The 15,510-nt window shown below is 28.0% G+C and carries 16 protein-coding genes; 4 read left to right on the top strand and 12 right to left on the bottom strand.

Annotation, left to right across the window (positions count from 1 at the left end; translation table 11 throughout):
* Positions 1–153: 153 nt before the first annotated feature.
* The 7 genes from LLF98_RS03530 to LLF98_RS03500 all read right to left on the bottom strand — a co-directional run bounded on the left by LLF98_RS03530 (position 154) and on the right by LLF98_RS03500 (position 5,633).
* The gene (locus tag LLF98_RS03530; protein ID WP_291700869.1) at positions 154–309 is read right to left on the bottom strand and encodes a zinc-ribbon domain-containing protein; all 156 of its coding nucleotides are present in this window, start codon (positions 307–309) and stop codon (positions 154–156) included.
* Positions 310–572: 263 nt separating this feature from the next.
* The gene (locus LLF98_RS03525) at positions 573–1,256 is read right to left on the bottom strand and encodes an amino acid ABC transporter ATP-binding protein (protein ID WP_291700867.1); all 684 of its coding nucleotides are present in this window, start codon (positions 1,254–1,256) and stop codon (positions 573–575) included.
* Between the two features lie 56 nt (positions 1,257–1,312).
* Positions 1,313–1,954 carry an amino acid ABC transporter permease gene (locus LLF98_RS03520; protein ID WP_291700866.1) on the bottom strand — a complete coding sequence of 214 codons (642 nt, stop codon included), beginning with the start codon at positions 1,952–1,954 and terminating at the stop codon, positions 1,313–1,315.
* Between the two features lie 91 nt (positions 1,955–2,045).
* A complete protein-coding gene (locus LLF98_RS03515) occupies positions 2,046–2,882 on the bottom strand; it encodes an amino acid ABC transporter substrate-binding protein (protein WP_291700864.1) in 837 nt (278 codons plus the stop codon).
* 243 nt (positions 2,883–3,125) lie between these two features.
* Positions 3,126–3,932: an EcsC family protein gene (locus tag LLF98_RS03510; RefSeq protein WP_291700862.1), complete on the bottom strand. Its 807-nt coding sequence runs from the start codon at positions 3,930–3,932 to the stop codon at positions 3,126–3,128.
* Positions 3,933–4,257: 325 nt separating this feature from the next.
* Positions 4,258–5,199, bottom strand: a complete 942-nt coding sequence (locus tag LLF98_RS03505) for an SPFH domain-containing protein (RefSeq protein ID WP_291700860.1) — start codon at positions 5,197–5,199, stop codon at positions 4,258–4,260.
* A gap of 11 nt (positions 5,200–5,210) precedes the next feature.
* Positions 5,211–5,633 carry an NfeD family protein gene (locus LLF98_RS03500; RefSeq protein ID WP_291700858.1) on the bottom strand — a complete coding sequence of 141 codons (423 nt, stop codon included), beginning with the start codon at positions 5,631–5,633 and terminating at the stop codon, positions 5,211–5,213.
* A 415-nt stretch (positions 5,634–6,048) separates the two neighbouring features.
* On the opposite strand from LLF98_RS03500, the gene LLF98_RS03495 reads away from it, so the two are divergent.
* From LLF98_RS03495 to LLF98_RS03485, 3 genes are all read left to right on the top strand, one after another.
* Entirely contained in the window at positions 6,049–7,947 is a 1,899-nt protein-coding gene (locus LLF98_RS03495; protein WP_291700857.1) for an NAD(+) synthase, read from the top strand.
* A gap of 255 nt (positions 7,948–8,202) precedes the next feature.
* Complete coding sequence (locus LLF98_RS03490; RefSeq protein WP_291700855.1) at positions 8,203–9,231, top strand: branched-chain amino acid aminotransferase; 1,029 nt, start codon at positions 8,203–8,205, stop codon at positions 9,229–9,231.
* Between the two features lie 299 nt (positions 9,232–9,530).
* Positions 9,531–9,965: a hypothetical protein gene (locus LLF98_RS03485; protein ID WP_291700853.1), complete on the top strand. Its 435-nt coding sequence runs from the start codon at positions 9,531–9,533 to the stop codon at positions 9,963–9,965.
* A gap of 74 nt (positions 9,966–10,039) precedes the next feature.
* Here the strand turns inward: LLF98_RS03485 and LLF98_RS03480 are convergent, their stop codons facing one another.
* Positions 10,040–11,746 (bottom strand): ABC transporter ATP-binding protein, encoded by a 1,707-nt coding sequence (locus LLF98_RS03480; RefSeq protein WP_291700851.1) that lies wholly within the window; start codon positions 11,744–11,746, stop codon positions 10,040–10,042.
* 275 nt (positions 11,747–12,021) lie between these two features.
* On the opposite strand from LLF98_RS03480, the gene LLF98_RS03475 reads away from it, so the two are divergent.
* The gene (locus tag LLF98_RS03475) at positions 12,022–12,273 is read left to right on the top strand and encodes a hypothetical protein (protein WP_291700849.1); all 252 of its coding nucleotides are present in this window, start codon (positions 12,022–12,024) and stop codon (positions 12,271–12,273) included.
* A 196-nt stretch (positions 12,274–12,469) separates the two neighbouring features.
* Here LLF98_RS03475 and LLF98_RS03470 read toward each other — a convergent pair whose 3' ends face one another.
* The 4 genes from LLF98_RS03470 to LLF98_RS03455 are packed head-to-tail and all read right to left on the bottom strand — an operon-like array spanning position 12,470 to position 15,305.
* Positions 12,470–13,138 carry an ABC transporter ATP-binding protein gene (locus LLF98_RS03470; RefSeq protein ID WP_291700847.1) on the bottom strand — a complete coding sequence of 223 codons (669 nt, stop codon included), beginning with the start codon at positions 13,136–13,138 and terminating at the stop codon, positions 12,470–12,472.
* Positions 13,135–13,890 (bottom strand): ABC transporter permease subunit, encoded by a 756-nt coding sequence (locus tag LLF98_RS03465; protein WP_291700845.1) that lies wholly within the window; start codon positions 13,888–13,890, stop codon positions 13,135–13,137. Before LLF98_RS03465 ends, LLF98_RS03470 begins: the two co-directional genes overlap by 4 nt.
* Complete coding sequence (locus LLF98_RS03460; protein WP_291700843.1) at positions 13,865–14,866, bottom strand: ABC transporter substrate-binding protein; 1,002 nt, start codon at positions 14,864–14,866, stop codon at positions 13,865–13,867. The genes LLF98_RS03465 and LLF98_RS03460 overlap by 26 nt, the downstream gene beginning before the upstream one ends.
* 19 nt (positions 14,867–14,885) lie before the next feature.
* Positions 14,886–15,305, bottom strand: a complete 420-nt coding sequence (locus tag LLF98_RS03455) for a YaaR family protein (RefSeq protein ID WP_291700841.1) — start codon at positions 15,303–15,305, stop codon at positions 14,886–14,888.
* Between the last annotated feature and the right edge of the window lie 205 nt (positions 15,306–15,510).

Raw genomic sequence — 15,510 nt, 5'->3', positions numbered from 1 at the left:
TTCAAAAAACTTTTGATTTATTGCCAGTTATTTTCATAGGTTTTGCAGGAATACAAATAGAACATATACCTGAGGAAATAGAAGTTTTAAGCAAATATTGGTTTTAATTGCAAAGAAAAAGGTCATAAGAATATCTTATGACCTTATAGTTTACTATCTGTTGTTTCTTTGTTGTTTTCTAGCTCTTCTACAATCTGGACATCTAACAGGTTCGTTATCAAATCCTTTTTCTTTATAGAATTCTTGTTCTCCAACTGTGAAAACGAACTCCTTTCCACAATCTTTGCATACTAAAGTCTTATCTTCCATTATAAAATCCTCCCCTTTTTTTCAAAGATATAACCTGATACTAGACCCAATCTCTAAAACAGAGGCGAATGTACAGTACTGATTAAATCTTGAATTATCTTACTTTCTAATAATACCACACTTTTCCTTATAATTCAACATAAATTATTACAATTTTGAAAAACCTACAATGGCTGACTGCCTAAATGTATAAGTATACATTCACGTCTCTTTTTAACACTTGATTTTTCTTTAACAACACAATTTAGGTGTATTTTATAGGGCTAATCTTCAAAAATTAACCCGTCCTGAAGTTTTCCAGCATTCATAGAAACTATTCTATCCGCTACTTTTTTGGCAAAATCCATATCATGAGTTATGATCATCATACTCATACCTTTTACGCTTAAACTCTTTATTAGATTTGCAACTTCTTCTGTAAGCCCTGGATCTAAAGCAGAAGTTGGTTCATCAAAACACATAATTTTAGGTTCTAACACTAACGCTCTGCCAATAGCAACTCTTTGCTTCTGTCCACCAGACAATTCAAAAGGATAATTATCTTTTTTTTCTAATAAATTTAAAAATCCAAGAGTTTCTTCTGCCTTTTTTATTGCCTCTTCCTTTTTCAAGCCTAAAACTTTTTGCGGAGCTTCTATTAAATTTTCTAAAACAGTCATGTGTGGAAATAAATTAAAGTTTTGAAATACTAATCCTATGTCTTTTCTTATTTCTTTAAGATTGTTTTTATCTACATACTTCCCATCCTTGCATAGAATCTTCCCATTCACTTCTATATCACCTTGATCACAGTGTTCTAATGCATTTACGCATCTAAGTAATGTAGTTTTCCCACCACCTGAGTGACCTACAACAACTAATATCTCTCCTTGTGCTATTTCAAGATTTACACCTTTTAAAACTTCTGCACTACCAAATTTCTTCTTTACATTATTAACTTTAAGCATACACTTTCCCCTCCACAATAGACACATAAAAGAAAATAACAGACCAAAAATGTGCCTTACTTATAATAGTCATATTTTTCTTCAATTTTCTTTAACACTTGGCTTAAAATTGCTATTACTATCAAATATACAACTCCAACTATTAAAAGTGGCATTAAAGAAACATCTCTATTAGCTGACATTTTACCTATCTTTAGCATTTCATCTAATCCTAATACGTAAACTAAAGAAGTATCTTTAACTAAAGTTGTTATTTCATTGGCAACTGGTGGAATAACGCTTTTAAATGCTTGTGGAAGTATAATTCTAAAAAATATATCTTTTGAACTTAAACCTAAAACTTGAGCCCCTTCAACTTGTCCATGATCAATAGCCATTATTCCTGCTCTAAATATTTCCCCAAAATAAGCACCATAATTTAAAGTAAATGCTAAAATTGCAGCTGGAAACCTGTCAAATGTAATGCCTACTATAGGCAATCCAAAGAAGATTACAATGATTTGCAATAACAAAGGAGTACCTCTCATTATAAGAACATATACTCCGCTTACTTGTTTTAGAATTAGAGATTTAGATGTGCTCATCACAGCAATTACTATTCCAAGGGGCACTGATAATATTAATGTTAATGAAAAAATCTCTAATGTCACTTTAAGCCCCTCTAATATTTGAGGCATTATCTCTAAAATATAACTCAAGGTTATTTCCTCCTCTTTTAGGTTTGCATTTTACAAAACTAAATTTTTAAAATTCAAATATATATTCTAATGTCAAGTAAATCTAAAGCTATTATTTAACAATTATATCTTCTTGAAACCAATTTTTAGATATTTCTCCAGCAGTTTTATCTGCTATTACTTCATCTAAAGCTTTATTAAAAGCTTCTACAAATTTAGCATCACCTTTTTTAATTCCTACACCGTACTGTTCTTTACCAAAGTTCTCATCTAAGATCTTATACTTTTCTTGTCCTCTTGCCTTCATATAATATCTAGTTAAAATCTCATCTACAACAATTGCATCTAATCTTTTTGCTTCTAAATCCATTAATGCGGCATTATTATCATCAAAAGTAACAAGCTTACCACCATCAAAGCTCTTTATTCTATCTCCATCAGCTTCTACAGCATCAACTGCAGTCGATCCAGTTTGAGCTCCAACTTTTTTCCCTGCTAAATCTGCTTTAGATTTTATATTAGAATCTGAAAGTGTTACTATAACTTGAGTATTATTTAAGTATGCTTTTGAAAATTCAACTTTTTCTTTTCTTTCATCAGTAATTGAATATCCGTTCCATATTAAATCTATATTTCCATTATTAAGTTCAGTTTCTTTCATACTCCAATCAATCGGTTGAAATTTTATTTTTTTATTTAGTTTTTTAGCAACCGCATTTGCTAAATCAATATCAAATCCAACTAATTTTCCGCTCTCATCTTTAAATCCCATTGGAACAAAAGTATCATCTAATCCTATTACTAATTCATCTTTATCTAATGTGCTTCCTGTAAACTTTGTTTCTGATGATTTATTTTGAGTAGTTTTTGCACATGCAACCAAGCTTGTTCCTAGTGTCGCTATAATAGCAACTATAGTTAATTTCTTCATTAAATTATTCATTTTCATAAATTATTTCCTCCTTAAATTTGCGCTTCTCTTTTTATCACTTTATCATAGTAAAGCGAAACAATCAAGTATTTTTTATTTCTAATTTTAAAAACCTGTAAAAAGGTTATTAGTAAAATACTCAAATCATATTTTGTATCATACATCAACTATAAATTCCATAGGCGGATAAATTACACTCTAACAGTTAGCATCCTTAATACTCTCGTATATATAAAACTCCACCTGAAACTAAGAATCACATTATAATTTCAATAGCAATCTCTTTTTATATTTTATACTTGCAATTTTACTTATATCTCTTATTAATATATAATTTGAAATTCCACCATATACCCCTATTATAGGGACCCCTTGTATAATTTTAGATAAAATTATATTTTCAGATAAATTTCTAGAAGTTACTTCTATCATCTTATTCATATCTACTTCATTATGAAAATTATTATCAATATTATATCCAATTCTATCTGCTTCATTAGAATATAGAATTCTTTCCGCTGTTTTATTTGCACTCGTACAAATTATATTTAAAACAAAAGCTTTCTCTTCTTCAGAATCATAATTAAATCCATAATTTAAACAGATTTCATATACAGTTTTTAAAATTATTCCTATAAAAACTGGTATATCAGGAAACCCTATTCCTAATACTCCAAGTCCTACTCCCTCTACTGTTGTTATACCTTTGTTTATAAATGCACCTTTTTTTGCCTTTTTATCAATTCTGTTTAAATTTTTATTATTTATTTGCTTAAATAAAATATATTCATTTATATCAGCTTCATTTTTTAATTTCTCTAAATTATAACTCTTTTCTATTATTACAGTTCCTTTTTTAAATACATAATAAAATCCCTTTTCAAAGGCTTTTTGAAATGTATCAATCATTTTAGCTGGAATCTTTTCTTCTAGTTTTTCTTTTATTGGTGATATCTTATTTTTTATATAAAGATTTTCCTTTTTATTTAAAAGCTTATCTTCTCTTTTCATTAGCTTATTTTTTTGACTAAGTATAACTCTTTTTTCTTTAAAATCTTTATCTCTCATATTCCTTTCTATTACCTCCATTATTTAACATGTTATTTTGATTAATATGTCTAAATGATTTACTATTAAGTGAGAATCGAAATTTAAAGTGAAAGTCCAAAAATGATGCTCTAAATCTTGTATTTTGTCAGCAGAACTTTCTCTGTGGGCATTTTATATTTGGATTCTTGAACTTCCCCAGAGAACGAACGTGAGTCGAGTTTCCTTTTATTATTGTATTCTATATAATATATTAATTACATAAAATCAATATTTTAAACATTCCTTTTTAGATATAAAAGTAAAGAGAGCAGATCTGCCTGCTCCCTCAAATTTTAATGTTTTATTATTTATTTCCTTTAAGCATTTCTCCAATTGCAGCTATACTTCCAAGAGATGATAATGTTTCATTTGGTAGTATAAGCTTATTAGCTGGGCTGTTAGCCATTTCTTTAAGGGCTTCAACTTGTTTTAAAGCTATAACAGTTTCATTTGTACCTGATTCGATAATAGCTTTATTTACTTTTCTAATAGCTTCTGCTTCTGCAATAGATATCTCTTCTATAGCCTTTGCTTTACCTTCTGCCTCTAATAATTGAGATTCTTTTAAACCTTCTGCTCTTCTTATATTAGCTTGTTTTTCTGCTTCTGCTGATAATATTTTAGCTTGCTTTTCTCCTTCAGCTTTTTCTATTTGAGATTGTCTTAACCCTTCTGCTTGAAGAATCATAGCTCTCTTCTCTCTTTCAGCCTTCATTTGTTTTTCCATTGCTTGTTGAATTTCAGTTGGAGGAACTACGTTCTTAATTTCTACTGAAAGTATTTTTATACCATATGCATCAGTAATTTCATCAATAATACTTAGAAGATCTTGATTTATAGCATCTCTTCCTGATAAAATTTCATCTAATGACATATTTCCTAATATATTTCTCATATTAGTTGTAGCTGAATATACTATACCTGATTTATAACTTTCTATGTTATAAACTGCATCTCTTGCATTCAACATTTTGTAGAAAATAACGTTATCTACTAAAATCTTAACATTATCTTTAGTAATAACTGATTGTGGTTCTACATCTAAAATTTGTTGTTTTGTTGAAAGTCTTTTTCTAACAAAATCTACAAATGGTATGATGAAGTGTAATCCTGGTTCTAATACCCTATCAAATTGCCCAAACCTTTCTACAACATATAAATAACCTGTGTTTACAACTTTGATTGATGATAGCACTACTGCTACTATTACTAGTAATAGTATACTAAAAATTATAATTAATGCCATTTTTTATCCCCCTATGCCTTTTTTATTTTTAATTTTGTTCCTTGAATACCTGTAATTGTAAATTGTTCACCTGCATGAATTACATCACCTTCATTTATAACTGTCCAATATTCACCATTAACCTTAACTTGAGCTTTGCTAATAATCTCTTTTTCACTCTCCATAACTTTACCAATATAAGTTTCCTCCATAAGTGGTGTATTTTTGTTCATATTCTTATATTTTTTCTTTAACCATGGATACCCAATTGATAATGATATAATGTTTATTATTGCAAAAATTATTATTTGAATCACAACTAGAACGCCTAAAGCTCCGCATATTGCAGCTACAATAGCTCCTATTGAAAACAACATAAAACAGAAATTACTAGTTAAAATATCTATTGCAACTGCACAAATTGCAATAATTAACCAAAATACTGCAGAACCCATCTAATCCCCCCTCTAATATTATTATACTAATTTTTTCTATTTTTAGTATATAACTTTGATTTTGAAAGTGCCACATTTCATAATTTTATTATACAGCATATCAAATTGTTTTTCAATGTATTTTTTACCACCTCATGAGTTATTCGATACTATTAACATTTCACTTTGATTTAACTTTTCTTTAGTTTATAATTATTATATAAGTTGCGATAATGAACTTATATTACAGTTAATGGCACAGAACTAACACTTAAGTATGCACTGTAAAATCTTTAACGCAACTTATATAGGATATATTTTACTTATTAAACAAAATATATTTGTGAAAATCTTTAATTATTATACGGTTATATATTCTAAAAATATAAAACCTATAAAAAAACTTACACAAAAACTTATTATTAGGAGTGATTACATGGATTTTATTAAAGTTGCCTCTGCGTGTCCTAAAACCAGGGTTGCTGATGTTGACTATAATGTTGAAAATATTCTACTATGCATAAATGATGCCACTGAAAAAGGAACTAAATTTCTAGTTTTTCCTGAACTTTGCATTACGTCTTATACTTGTGGTGATTTATTTTTACAAGAATATTTAATAAACAAATCTTTAGATGGCATTAATCAAATACAAAATGTTACTAAAAATAATGATATTTTAATTGCAGTTGGTGCCCCACTTCTTTCCGGTAGTACTTTATATAATTGCGCCTTTTTAATATTTAAAGGAAGTGTTTTAGGAATAGTCCCAAAATCATATCTTCCAAACTATAGTGAATTTTACGAAAAGAGATGGTTTAGTGAAGGAATTTCTATAGAAAATGAAAAAATAGATTTACCTTTTCAAAAAGATGTACCATTTGGTACAAATTTAATTTTTTCATCTGACATTGCAAATTTTGGTGTTGAAATTTGTGAAGACTTATGGGTCGCAATTCCACCTAGTTCTTATCTTTCTCTTATGGGTGCCCATATTATTGGAAACCTTTCTGCATCAAATGAGCTTGTAAGTAAGATGGATTATAGAAGAAGCCTTATCTCAAATCAAAGTGCTAGGACAATGTGTAGCTACATATATTCTTCTGCTGGAGTTCATGAATCTACTACTGATGTATTATTCAGTGGTCATCTACTAATAAGCGAAAATGGTTCATTATTAAAAGAAAATAACAGATTCCAAAGAGATAATGAAGTAATATATTCTATAGTTGATATCTTTAAACTTAAAGCTGAAAGAATGAAAAATCTTAGTTTTAGAGATTCATCTAAATTCATCAATAAAAAGCCTACTATAATTAACTTTAAATTTAGCGATACTTCCATTAAAGATTTTGATAGATTTGTAGATAAGCATCCATTTGTGCCTTCTTTTGAAAAGGAAAGAGAAATAAGATGTAAGGAAATATTCAATATACAATCAGCTAGCTTAGCTAAGAGATTAGAACATACTAAATCAGAAAAAGCAGTAATTGGAATTTCAGGAGGACTAGATTCAACGCTAGCATTACTTGTAATAGTTAAGACCTTTGAATTACTTAATTTAGATAAAAAAAATATTGTTACTATTACTATGCCTGGTTTTGGTACAACTGATAGAACGTATAACAACGCCATTGATTTATGCAGGGAATTAGGAACAGACCTTAGAGAAATAAATATAGTCAAAGCTTGCATCCAACATTTTGAAGATATTAGCCATAATAAAGATATTCATGATGTTACTTATGAAAATGTTCAAGCAAGAGAACGAACTCAATTATTAATGGATGTTGCAAATAAAGAAAGAGGACTTTTAATAGGCACTGGAGATTTATCAGAACTTGCTCTTGGTTGGTGTACATATAATGGTGACCATATGTCAATGTATTCTGTAAATCCTTCTATTCCTAAAACTCTTGTTAGGTATTTAGTAAAATATGTAGCTCAAAATGAATCTACAGATGTTGTATGCAATACACTTATGGACATATTAGATACACCTGTTAGTCCTGAGCTATTACCTAAAGACAAAAATGGGGAAATAGTTCAAAAGACAGAAGATATTGTAGGTCCTTATGAACTTCATGATTTCTTCTTATATCATTTTATAAAACATGGCTCTAGAAAAGAAAGAATATTTTTCTTAGCTAAACTTGCTTTTAAAGATGATTACTCAGACGAAGAAATACAAAAATGGTTAGATAAATTTATGTTTAGATTCTTTACACAACAATTTAAGAGAAGCACTCTTCCTGATGGACCTAAGGTCGGAAGTATTTCTTTAAGTCCTAGAGGTGATTTTAAAATGCCATCAGATGCTGAACCTTGGAAATAAACATATATATATTAGTTTTTAATAAACAATCAATATTTATTATTGATTGTTTATAGTTTATTATAGATTTTTGTTGATTTAATAGTAAATTTCCACTTTTTATGCTGAATTGTAGAATTTTTTTTCAAGTAGTGCTACAATAAGTGTTATTAAATAAACAATAGTAATGAGGCATATTCAAAAAAAAATAGCATACTAATTTGCTATTTTTTTGAATATAACTTAAACCTATATACAGATATGGAGGAATGGAAAATGGGGAAAAAAGCTGATATAGACTGGGGTAAATTAGGATTTGATTATATAAAAACAGATCTTCGTTATATTTCAGTTTGGAAAGATGGAAAATGGGATGATGGAAAACTTACTGAAGACAATATTCTTCATATAAGTGAAGCTTCAACTGTTGTTCACTATGGTCAAAGTTGTTTTGAAGGACTTAAGGCATATACAACAAAAGAAGGTAAAATTCAATTATTTAGACCTGATTTAAATGCTGCGCGTATGAATGAAAGTTGTGACAAGCTTCTTATGCCACACATTCCTGTAGAAAAATTTATTGATGCTGTTAAGCAAGTAGTAAAAGCAAATGAAAAGTATGTTCCACCTTACGGAAGTGGTGCAACTCTATATATTAGACCATTTTTAATGGGTGTTGGAGATAATATAGGTGTTAAACCTGCTCCAGAATATATTTTTGGTATATTCTGTATACCAGTTGGTCCTTACTTTAAAGATGGAGTGTCTCCTTGTAATTATATAGTTTCAGATCAATATGATAGAGCCGCTCCTCATGGTACTGGTGGTAATAAAGTTGGTGGTAATTATGCTGCGTCGCTACAAGCTCATGCTGAAGCTGCTAAAAAGGGATTTGCTGATTGCATTTACCTAGATCCAGCAACTCATACTAAAATTGAAGAAATAGGTGCTGCAAATTTCTTTGGAATAACTAAAAATGATGAGTTTGTTACTCCTACATCGCCATCTATTTTACCTAGTATAACAAAGCGTTCCCTTCTTTATATTGCAGAGCATTATTTAAATATGCCTGTTTATGAAAGAGAAGTATTTATTGATGAATTAGATCAATTTAAAGAAGCTGGTGCTTGTGGTACAGCTGCTGTAATTACTCCTGTTGGTGGAATTCAATACAAAGATAACTTACATGTATTTTACAGTGAGACTGAAGTAGGCCCTACAACTCAAAAATTATATGATTTACTTATAGGAATTCAGCTTGGTGATGTTGAAGCTCCTGAAGGTTGGATATACGAAGTAGAATAATATGAATTAATAAATAAAAAATAGGGTAGAATCATTTCTAACAAATGATTCTATCCTATTTATATTGCTTATATTAAATATAGTTCCGAAAAAATCAATATGCAATATATAGTTTATACCCAACTAAATAAAATTAAATTTTTAGTTTTTTATTATCATAATCCATTTTATTATTCATATATATAAATAATATTTATTTGATACTTTGTAAACTTTTGTTTAAAGTAAACGAATATATAAATAACATATTAGATTTAATATCTTAACCATCAGTTTGTGATTATTAAGGAGTGATAAGTATGTATGATAATAGAATAATTTCTGACAGTCAATATGTTGTAAATAGTGTAAATAGTTCTACTGTTGATAATAGAATAACAAAAAGACCTTATACTAATCCCCCTATTCCTCCTCGTAAAAAGCAAAATCCTTCTGATTCTTTTGATGATACTTTACACTGTACTACTTCACACATTTCATCAGATGATGATTCAAAAACCTTCTCTAATGAATTAGGGAATATGCAACGGTTAAAAAGTGAAGAAAACTCTAGATTAGTTCAAGCAAAATTTAATGAAAAGTTTTCCCATGATTCTACTAATTCTAATAAAAGTATTGCTGAAACTGAATTGCATAACAAATTAAGTCAAGCTATGGCGGTTGAAATAGATGCTTCTACTTTATTAAAAAAAATTGATCTACTTAATTCCTTAAGAAATAAATCTAATAATTAATATAAAGGTTGTCCAAAATCTAATTTAATTAGTATTTGGACAACCTCTTTCTATACTTTAATTAATCATCATTTTTATATTTGAGCTAATTTATGTAGTTTATTGTAATCCCCTTGCTTTTCCATTAATTCTTCATGACTTCCTTGTTCTATTATTCCTGTATTACTAAGAACAATAATTTCATCAGCATTTCTAATAGTTGATAATCTATGTGCTACTACTATAGTTGTTCTTCCTAAACATAATTTTTCTAATGATTCTTGAATTATACGTTCGGTTGCATTATCTAAAGCTGATGTTGCTTCATCTAATATCAGTATTGGCGGATTTTTAAGGAAAACTCTTGCAATAGAAATACGTTGCTTTTGCCCTCCTGATAATTTTACTCCTCTTTCACCAATATAAGTATCATAACCTTCTGGTAAGGTATTTATAAATTCATGTATATTAGCCATCCTAGCAGCTTGTAATAATTCCTCCTCAGTTGCATCTACTTTTCCATATAATATATTATCTCTTATGGTTCCTGTGAACAAAAATACCTCTTGTTGAACTATTCCAATATTTTCTCTAAGCGAATCTAATTTAACATCATAAATACTTTTATTGTCAATTAAAATATCCCCACTATCTACCTCATAAAATCTAGGAATAAGATTACAAAAAGTTGTCTTACCTCCACCAGATGCACCTACTAAAGCTAACATTTTTCCTTTATTTATTTTAACTGAAATATCCTTTAAAACATTTTTTTCTTCATAACTAAAATCAACATTTTTAAATTCTATTTCTCCCTTAACATTTTCAAGTTCAATTGCGTTTTCTTTATCCTTTTCTTTATCTTCTCCCATTATTTCCAAATATCTTTGGAAACCTGTTATCCCATTTTGAAATTGTTCCATAAAATCAATAAGTTTCTTTATTGGCGTAATAAATATTTTTATAAATAACATATAAGCAATAAAGTCCCCAATATTAATAATCCTAATAAATGTAAATATACCTCCACCAATTAACCCTACATAACTTAATATATCAATTCCTAGTCCAGCGCCAGAAGAATATTCGGCCATTACTTTATATGCTTTTTCTCTTGCTTTAATAAATTTTACATTGCCTTTTTCAAATTTTTTTTCTTCTGATTTATGACTTACAAATGCTTTTGATATCTTTATTCCTGAAATACTATTTTGTAGACTAGCATTTACTGCACCTGTTTCAACTTTAGTATCAAGAAAGGCTTTATTCATTTTCTTTCTCTCATATAATGTAAACCAAACTATAATAGGTATAAATGCAAAAATTAATAATGTAAGCAGAACATTTATAGTACACAGCATTATAAATGACCCTATAAGCATAACAATTGATATAAATAAATCTTCTGGCCCATGATGAGCAAGTTCTGAAATATCCATTAAGTCATTTATAATTCTAGACATTATATCTCCAGTTTTATTATTATCAAAAAAACTATTTGGCAATTTTTGAAGATGCTTAAATATATACCTCCTCATATCTCCTTGCATTCTCACGCCAACAACATGTCCCCAATACTGCATAAAGTATCCACATGCTGCTTTTAAAATAAAAATTATAAGCAATACAATACCAAATACTCCAATCATTCTAATATCCTTATTAGGAATTGACTCATTAACAAGATCTCTTGTCATCATTGGGTATACCAAATCACATAAAGATGCTATGAATGCAACAATTAAATCTAATGTAAACAGAACTTTGTATGGTTTATAAAACGAAATAAACTTTTTTATCATTTAAACTTCCCTTTCTTTATATATTATTTTTCACTTAAATTATCCTCCATCACCAATAAGCGAAAGAGGATAGTTAATATTTCTAGTAATTTTAGAAGCAGTAGATGTTTTTAATTCACTATTGCTATCTATAATATAAGTGAATCTATTTCTTTTATGGTGTATTATAATTTGTATCTTTCCTAATATAATTTTTATATGAATAAAACTTACATAGCTTGTGTATACTTTACTATAATACATAATTTCCAAAATGTAAGGTGGTGAACAATTTTATGAAAAAGTTATTTTATATTACTAATTTAAGTCTAGCAGTACTCTTACCATTATTCTCATTCAACATAATAATAAGTAAATCTGATCCTAATTATTTCTTTCCATTAATTTTTATTTGTTTAGGTTTTTGCGATACATTACTAGGTATAAATTTATTAAATGCAAATAAAAAAATCTTAAGTGTCTCAAGTTTTATACTTGCAAGTTTTTTGTTTATTTTAGTTGGAAGCAAAATATGTATATATAATTAGAAATATTATAGTTAATCTTTACTCTAAAATATAAACAAACCGCAATTAAGTACAACCTATAATTTTTATACTTTTACCAAACTTATGCTGCTATTATATATATTGCAAAAATAATTCTTCATTTTAAATTTAAGAAATGCTGTAAGAATTTCAACCATAATCGTGAATTATGCATTGTGAATTGCAACATATATATCTAAATTATTTTTAATATTTTATCTTTACAATTATTTAAATCCGTATTAAATATTCCTGCTATTTCAACTGGTTTATTGTTAAATACTATTATATTTCCCTGGAAATATATTGCTTCATCTAAATCATGCGTAACTAATATTACCATTCTTTTTTCTTTAGTTAGTAAATTTTTAAACTCATCTATTATAATATACTTCAATTTATAATCTAAAGATTTAAAGGGTTCATCCATCAGAATTACTTTTGATGGCTTTCCAAATGCCCTAGCTATATTTACTCTTTGTCTCATTCCACCACTTAATGCATTAGGATATTTATTCTTTATATTGTAAATTCCTACTAATTCTAAAAGTTCATTAATTTTTTTATCTATAACAAACTTATCATAATATTTCTTTAATGCAAGCTCTAAATTTTCTTTAACTGTAAGCCATTCTATTAATCTATCTTCTTGAAATATATAGCTTATCTCACTTAAGGAAACTCCCTGAATTTCTCCATTTTGTATTTCTGTTAGCCCTGCTATAATATTTAGAAGTGTGCTTTTCCCACAGCCAGATCTTCCTATTATGCAATTTACACTTTCATCACAAAATTCTATATTAAATTTTTTAAAAATCTCTTCATTTCCATAGAATTTATTTAAGTTTCTAATACTTATGTTCATTTATTCCACCTATATATTTTTTTCTTCAATAACTTATTTATTATTTCTAAAAATAGCGATATAAAAACAATAATTACAATCCATGCGAAAATTCCAGATACATTAAAATTTACTTTTTCCAATTGTATTTGAGATCCTATTCCAAATTTAGGTTGACCATATACTTCGCCTGTAATTACTACCTTAAAAGTTAGTGACAATGTTGATACAAAAATACTCATAAAATAAAATTTCATGACTGGCAAATAAATTTTTCTAATCTTATCTTTTAAGCTAACTTCATATATTTTTGTCATATCAATTATTTTTTTATCTATTTGCATAAGACCATTTCTTACACCTTCATAAAGTATTGGAAAAATTATAGCAAATCCAACTGCAAAGGGAGTTATATCTTTATCAAACCACACTAATAAAAGAACAACAAGAACCATAGTTGGAATTGTTTTAGCAAATGAATTTATAGGTTGCATTAAATATTGAAAAAAGGGGTATACCACACTTAGTACCCCTAAAATCATTGAAAAAACTAAAGCTAATATATAGCTAAGCATAGTCCTATAAAAACTGCTTAAAATAACTTTCCAAAAGTTTTGTTCCATAAAGATATTTTTAATAGCTTCAATTACTTGCTGTATTCGTGGTATATATATATCGTTGTTTGTTATTACTGCAAGCGCCTGCCATAACCCTATGAAAAATAAACATGATATCAAAGTATATAATTTACTTTTCCATGAATATTTCATCATTTGGTATACTTCCTCCTATTGTCTTTGGATCAAATGTATTTAATTTTTCAAAATAAGTATTATAGTCTTTATAAGAGTCCTTAATATCTACATATTTTATATTTGATTTCTCAAGAGATTTTATTATTATTGGTTTTTTAGCAGAAATTCCTATTTCTTCACAATAAGTTCCTAAAGTTTCCTTATCACTATATGCCCACTCAGTTCCTGCCTTAACTTGCTTTAAAAATTCTTTTACAAATTCCTTATGATTTTCACATAAATCCTTCTTAATTATAATTGTTGCTTGTGGATATCCATATTCTGAATTATTTATTTTTTTCCACTCTTCATTTAAATTTAATATAACTTTAAATTTTTCATTTTTGCTTTGAACCGTAGATAATGCTGGTTCTGGTATTACTGCATATTGTGTCTTTCCTGATAAAATTATTGGTGCAAGCTCATTTACTCCATCCACATAACTAAAATTAATATCTTTATCTACATCAATACCTTTATCTTTAAGTATTGTTTTTGCAATTATATCAGGTGTTAAACCCTTACCTATGTTATAAACTTCTTTTCCTTTTAAGTCCTCAAAGGTTGCATTTTCATTAGTTGAACCTATATAAAAAGACCCAAAGCCAACAGTTCCTGCTATCTTATATTCTTTATTTTTATTAAATACGGTAGCTGCTAAATTTGAAGGTACTATTGCTATATCGGGCTCGTTCTTCATAACACTTGTACCTAAACTTTCTGAATTTTTCTCTATTGTATAATTAATATTATATCCTGCTTTAACCTCTGGTTTTTCCTTTATAAGCTTAGCCACTGCTATAGCTGGAAGTCCATCTGGTGCTATAAAACTAATTTCTTTAATTTCTGTTGTATTCTTTGTAGTTTCACTTTGAGTTGATTTATTATTCCCACAGCCTACAAATGTTAACAATGATAATACTATAACTAAAAATAATGACAATTTCTTTTTCATTTTTTATTCTCCTTCTATACTATCTATATATATCTACAATCATTCCTTGTATTTCATCTATTGTTGATGCAATATTTATATTATCTTTTTCATCTGAAAGTAACGCTTTAGTTAATTCTTCAAGTTTACTATCTACAGTGTCAACAGTTATGAAATATTGAGTTTGCCAAAAACTTATGTCCTTTTTTGTTTCATACATAAATTTTAGTATCGACTCCAAATACTCTTTTATCATTTTTTTGTACATAACTACATCAACATAAGTCTTAGTCGTTATAAGCTTGCTGCCTCTTTTTTTTATATCATCTATCATCTTATTGAGTTGTTCTTCTGATTTTTTATGTCTTTCTTGACTAAAACTTTGAGAAAAATCTTTCTTTTCAGAAACAATTTTTCTTTCAGATGTTATACTCCCTCTTCTTACTCTGCCTATTTCCATACATACTCAATCCTTTCTTATCCTAAGGTACATAGGCGTTTGCGAAACGCCGAAACCCGCATAAATGCGGGATATTTTTTTAACAGAATAAAATAACTCCTCACTGATTTATGGTAAAATTGAATTGCCTAAAAACAAAACCACCATATACCTCAGAAAGGAGTTATATACATATGATAACATATAAACAACTTTCTTTGGCAGA

The organism is Clostridium sp. (assembly GCF_021372645.1).
In the GTDB taxonomy this organism is placed as follows: Bacteria; Bacillota; Clostridia; order Clostridiales; family Clostridiaceae; genus Clostridium.
The sequence above is the reverse complement of the archived record's forward strand: the minus strand, read 5'-3'. Positions and strand labels throughout refer to the sequence as shown.

Bases quoted from the DNA above. Each gene is read 5' to 3' on its own strand.
- LLF98_RS03530 (WP_291700869.1), bottom strand. From the start codon at position 309: ATGGAAGATAAGACTTTAGTATGCAAAGATTGTGGAAAGGAGTTCGTT.
- LLF98_RS03525 (WP_291700867.1), bottom strand. From the start codon at position 1,256: ATGCTTAAAGTTAATAATGTAAAGAAGAAATTTGGTAGTGCAGAAGTT.
- LLF98_RS03515 (WP_291700864.1), bottom strand. From the start codon at position 2,882: ATGAAAATGAATAATTTAATGAAGAAATTAACTATAGTTGCTATTATA.
- LLF98_RS03510 (WP_291700862.1), bottom strand. From the start codon at position 3,932: ATGAGAGATAAAGATTTTAAAGAAAAAAGAGTTATACTTAGTCAAAAA.
- LLF98_RS03505 (WP_291700860.1), bottom strand. From the start codon at position 5,199: ATGGCATTAATTATAATTTTTAGTATACTATTACTAGTAATAGTAGCA.
- LLF98_RS03500 (WP_291700858.1), bottom strand. From the start codon at position 5,633: ATGGGTTCTGCAGTATTTTGGTTAATTATTGCAATTTGTGCAGTTGCA.
- LLF98_RS03495 (WP_291700857.1), top strand. From the start codon at position 6,049: ATGGATTTTATTAAAGTTGCCTCTGCGTGTCCTAAAACCAGGGTTGCT.
- LLF98_RS03490 (WP_291700855.1), top strand. From the start codon at position 8,203: ATGGGGAAAAAAGCTGATATAGACTGGGGTAAATTAGGATTTGATTAT.
- LLF98_RS03485 (WP_291700853.1), top strand. From the start codon at position 9,531: ATGTATGATAATAGAATAATTTCTGACAGTCAATATGTTGTAAATAGT.
- LLF98_RS03480 (WP_291700851.1), bottom strand. From the start codon at position 11,746: ATGATAAAAAAGTTTATTTCGTTTTATAAACCATACAAAGTTCTGTTT.
- LLF98_RS03475 (WP_291700849.1), top strand. From the start codon at position 12,022: ATGAAAAAGTTATTTTATATTACTAATTTAAGTCTAGCAGTACTCTTA.
- LLF98_RS03470 (WP_291700847.1), bottom strand. From the start codon at position 13,138: ATGAACATAAGTATTAGAAACTTAAATAAATTCTATGGAAATGAAGAG.
- LLF98_RS03465 (WP_291700845.1), bottom strand. From the start codon at position 13,890: ATGATGAAATATTCATGGAAAAGTAAATTATATACTTTGATATCATGT.
- LLF98_RS03460 (WP_291700843.1), bottom strand. From the start codon at position 14,866: ATGAAAAAGAAATTGTCATTATTTTTAGTTATAGTATTATCATTGTTA.
- LLF98_RS03455 (WP_291700841.1), bottom strand. From the start codon at position 15,305: ATGGAAATAGGCAGAGTAAGAAGAGGGAGTATAACATCTGAAAGAAAA.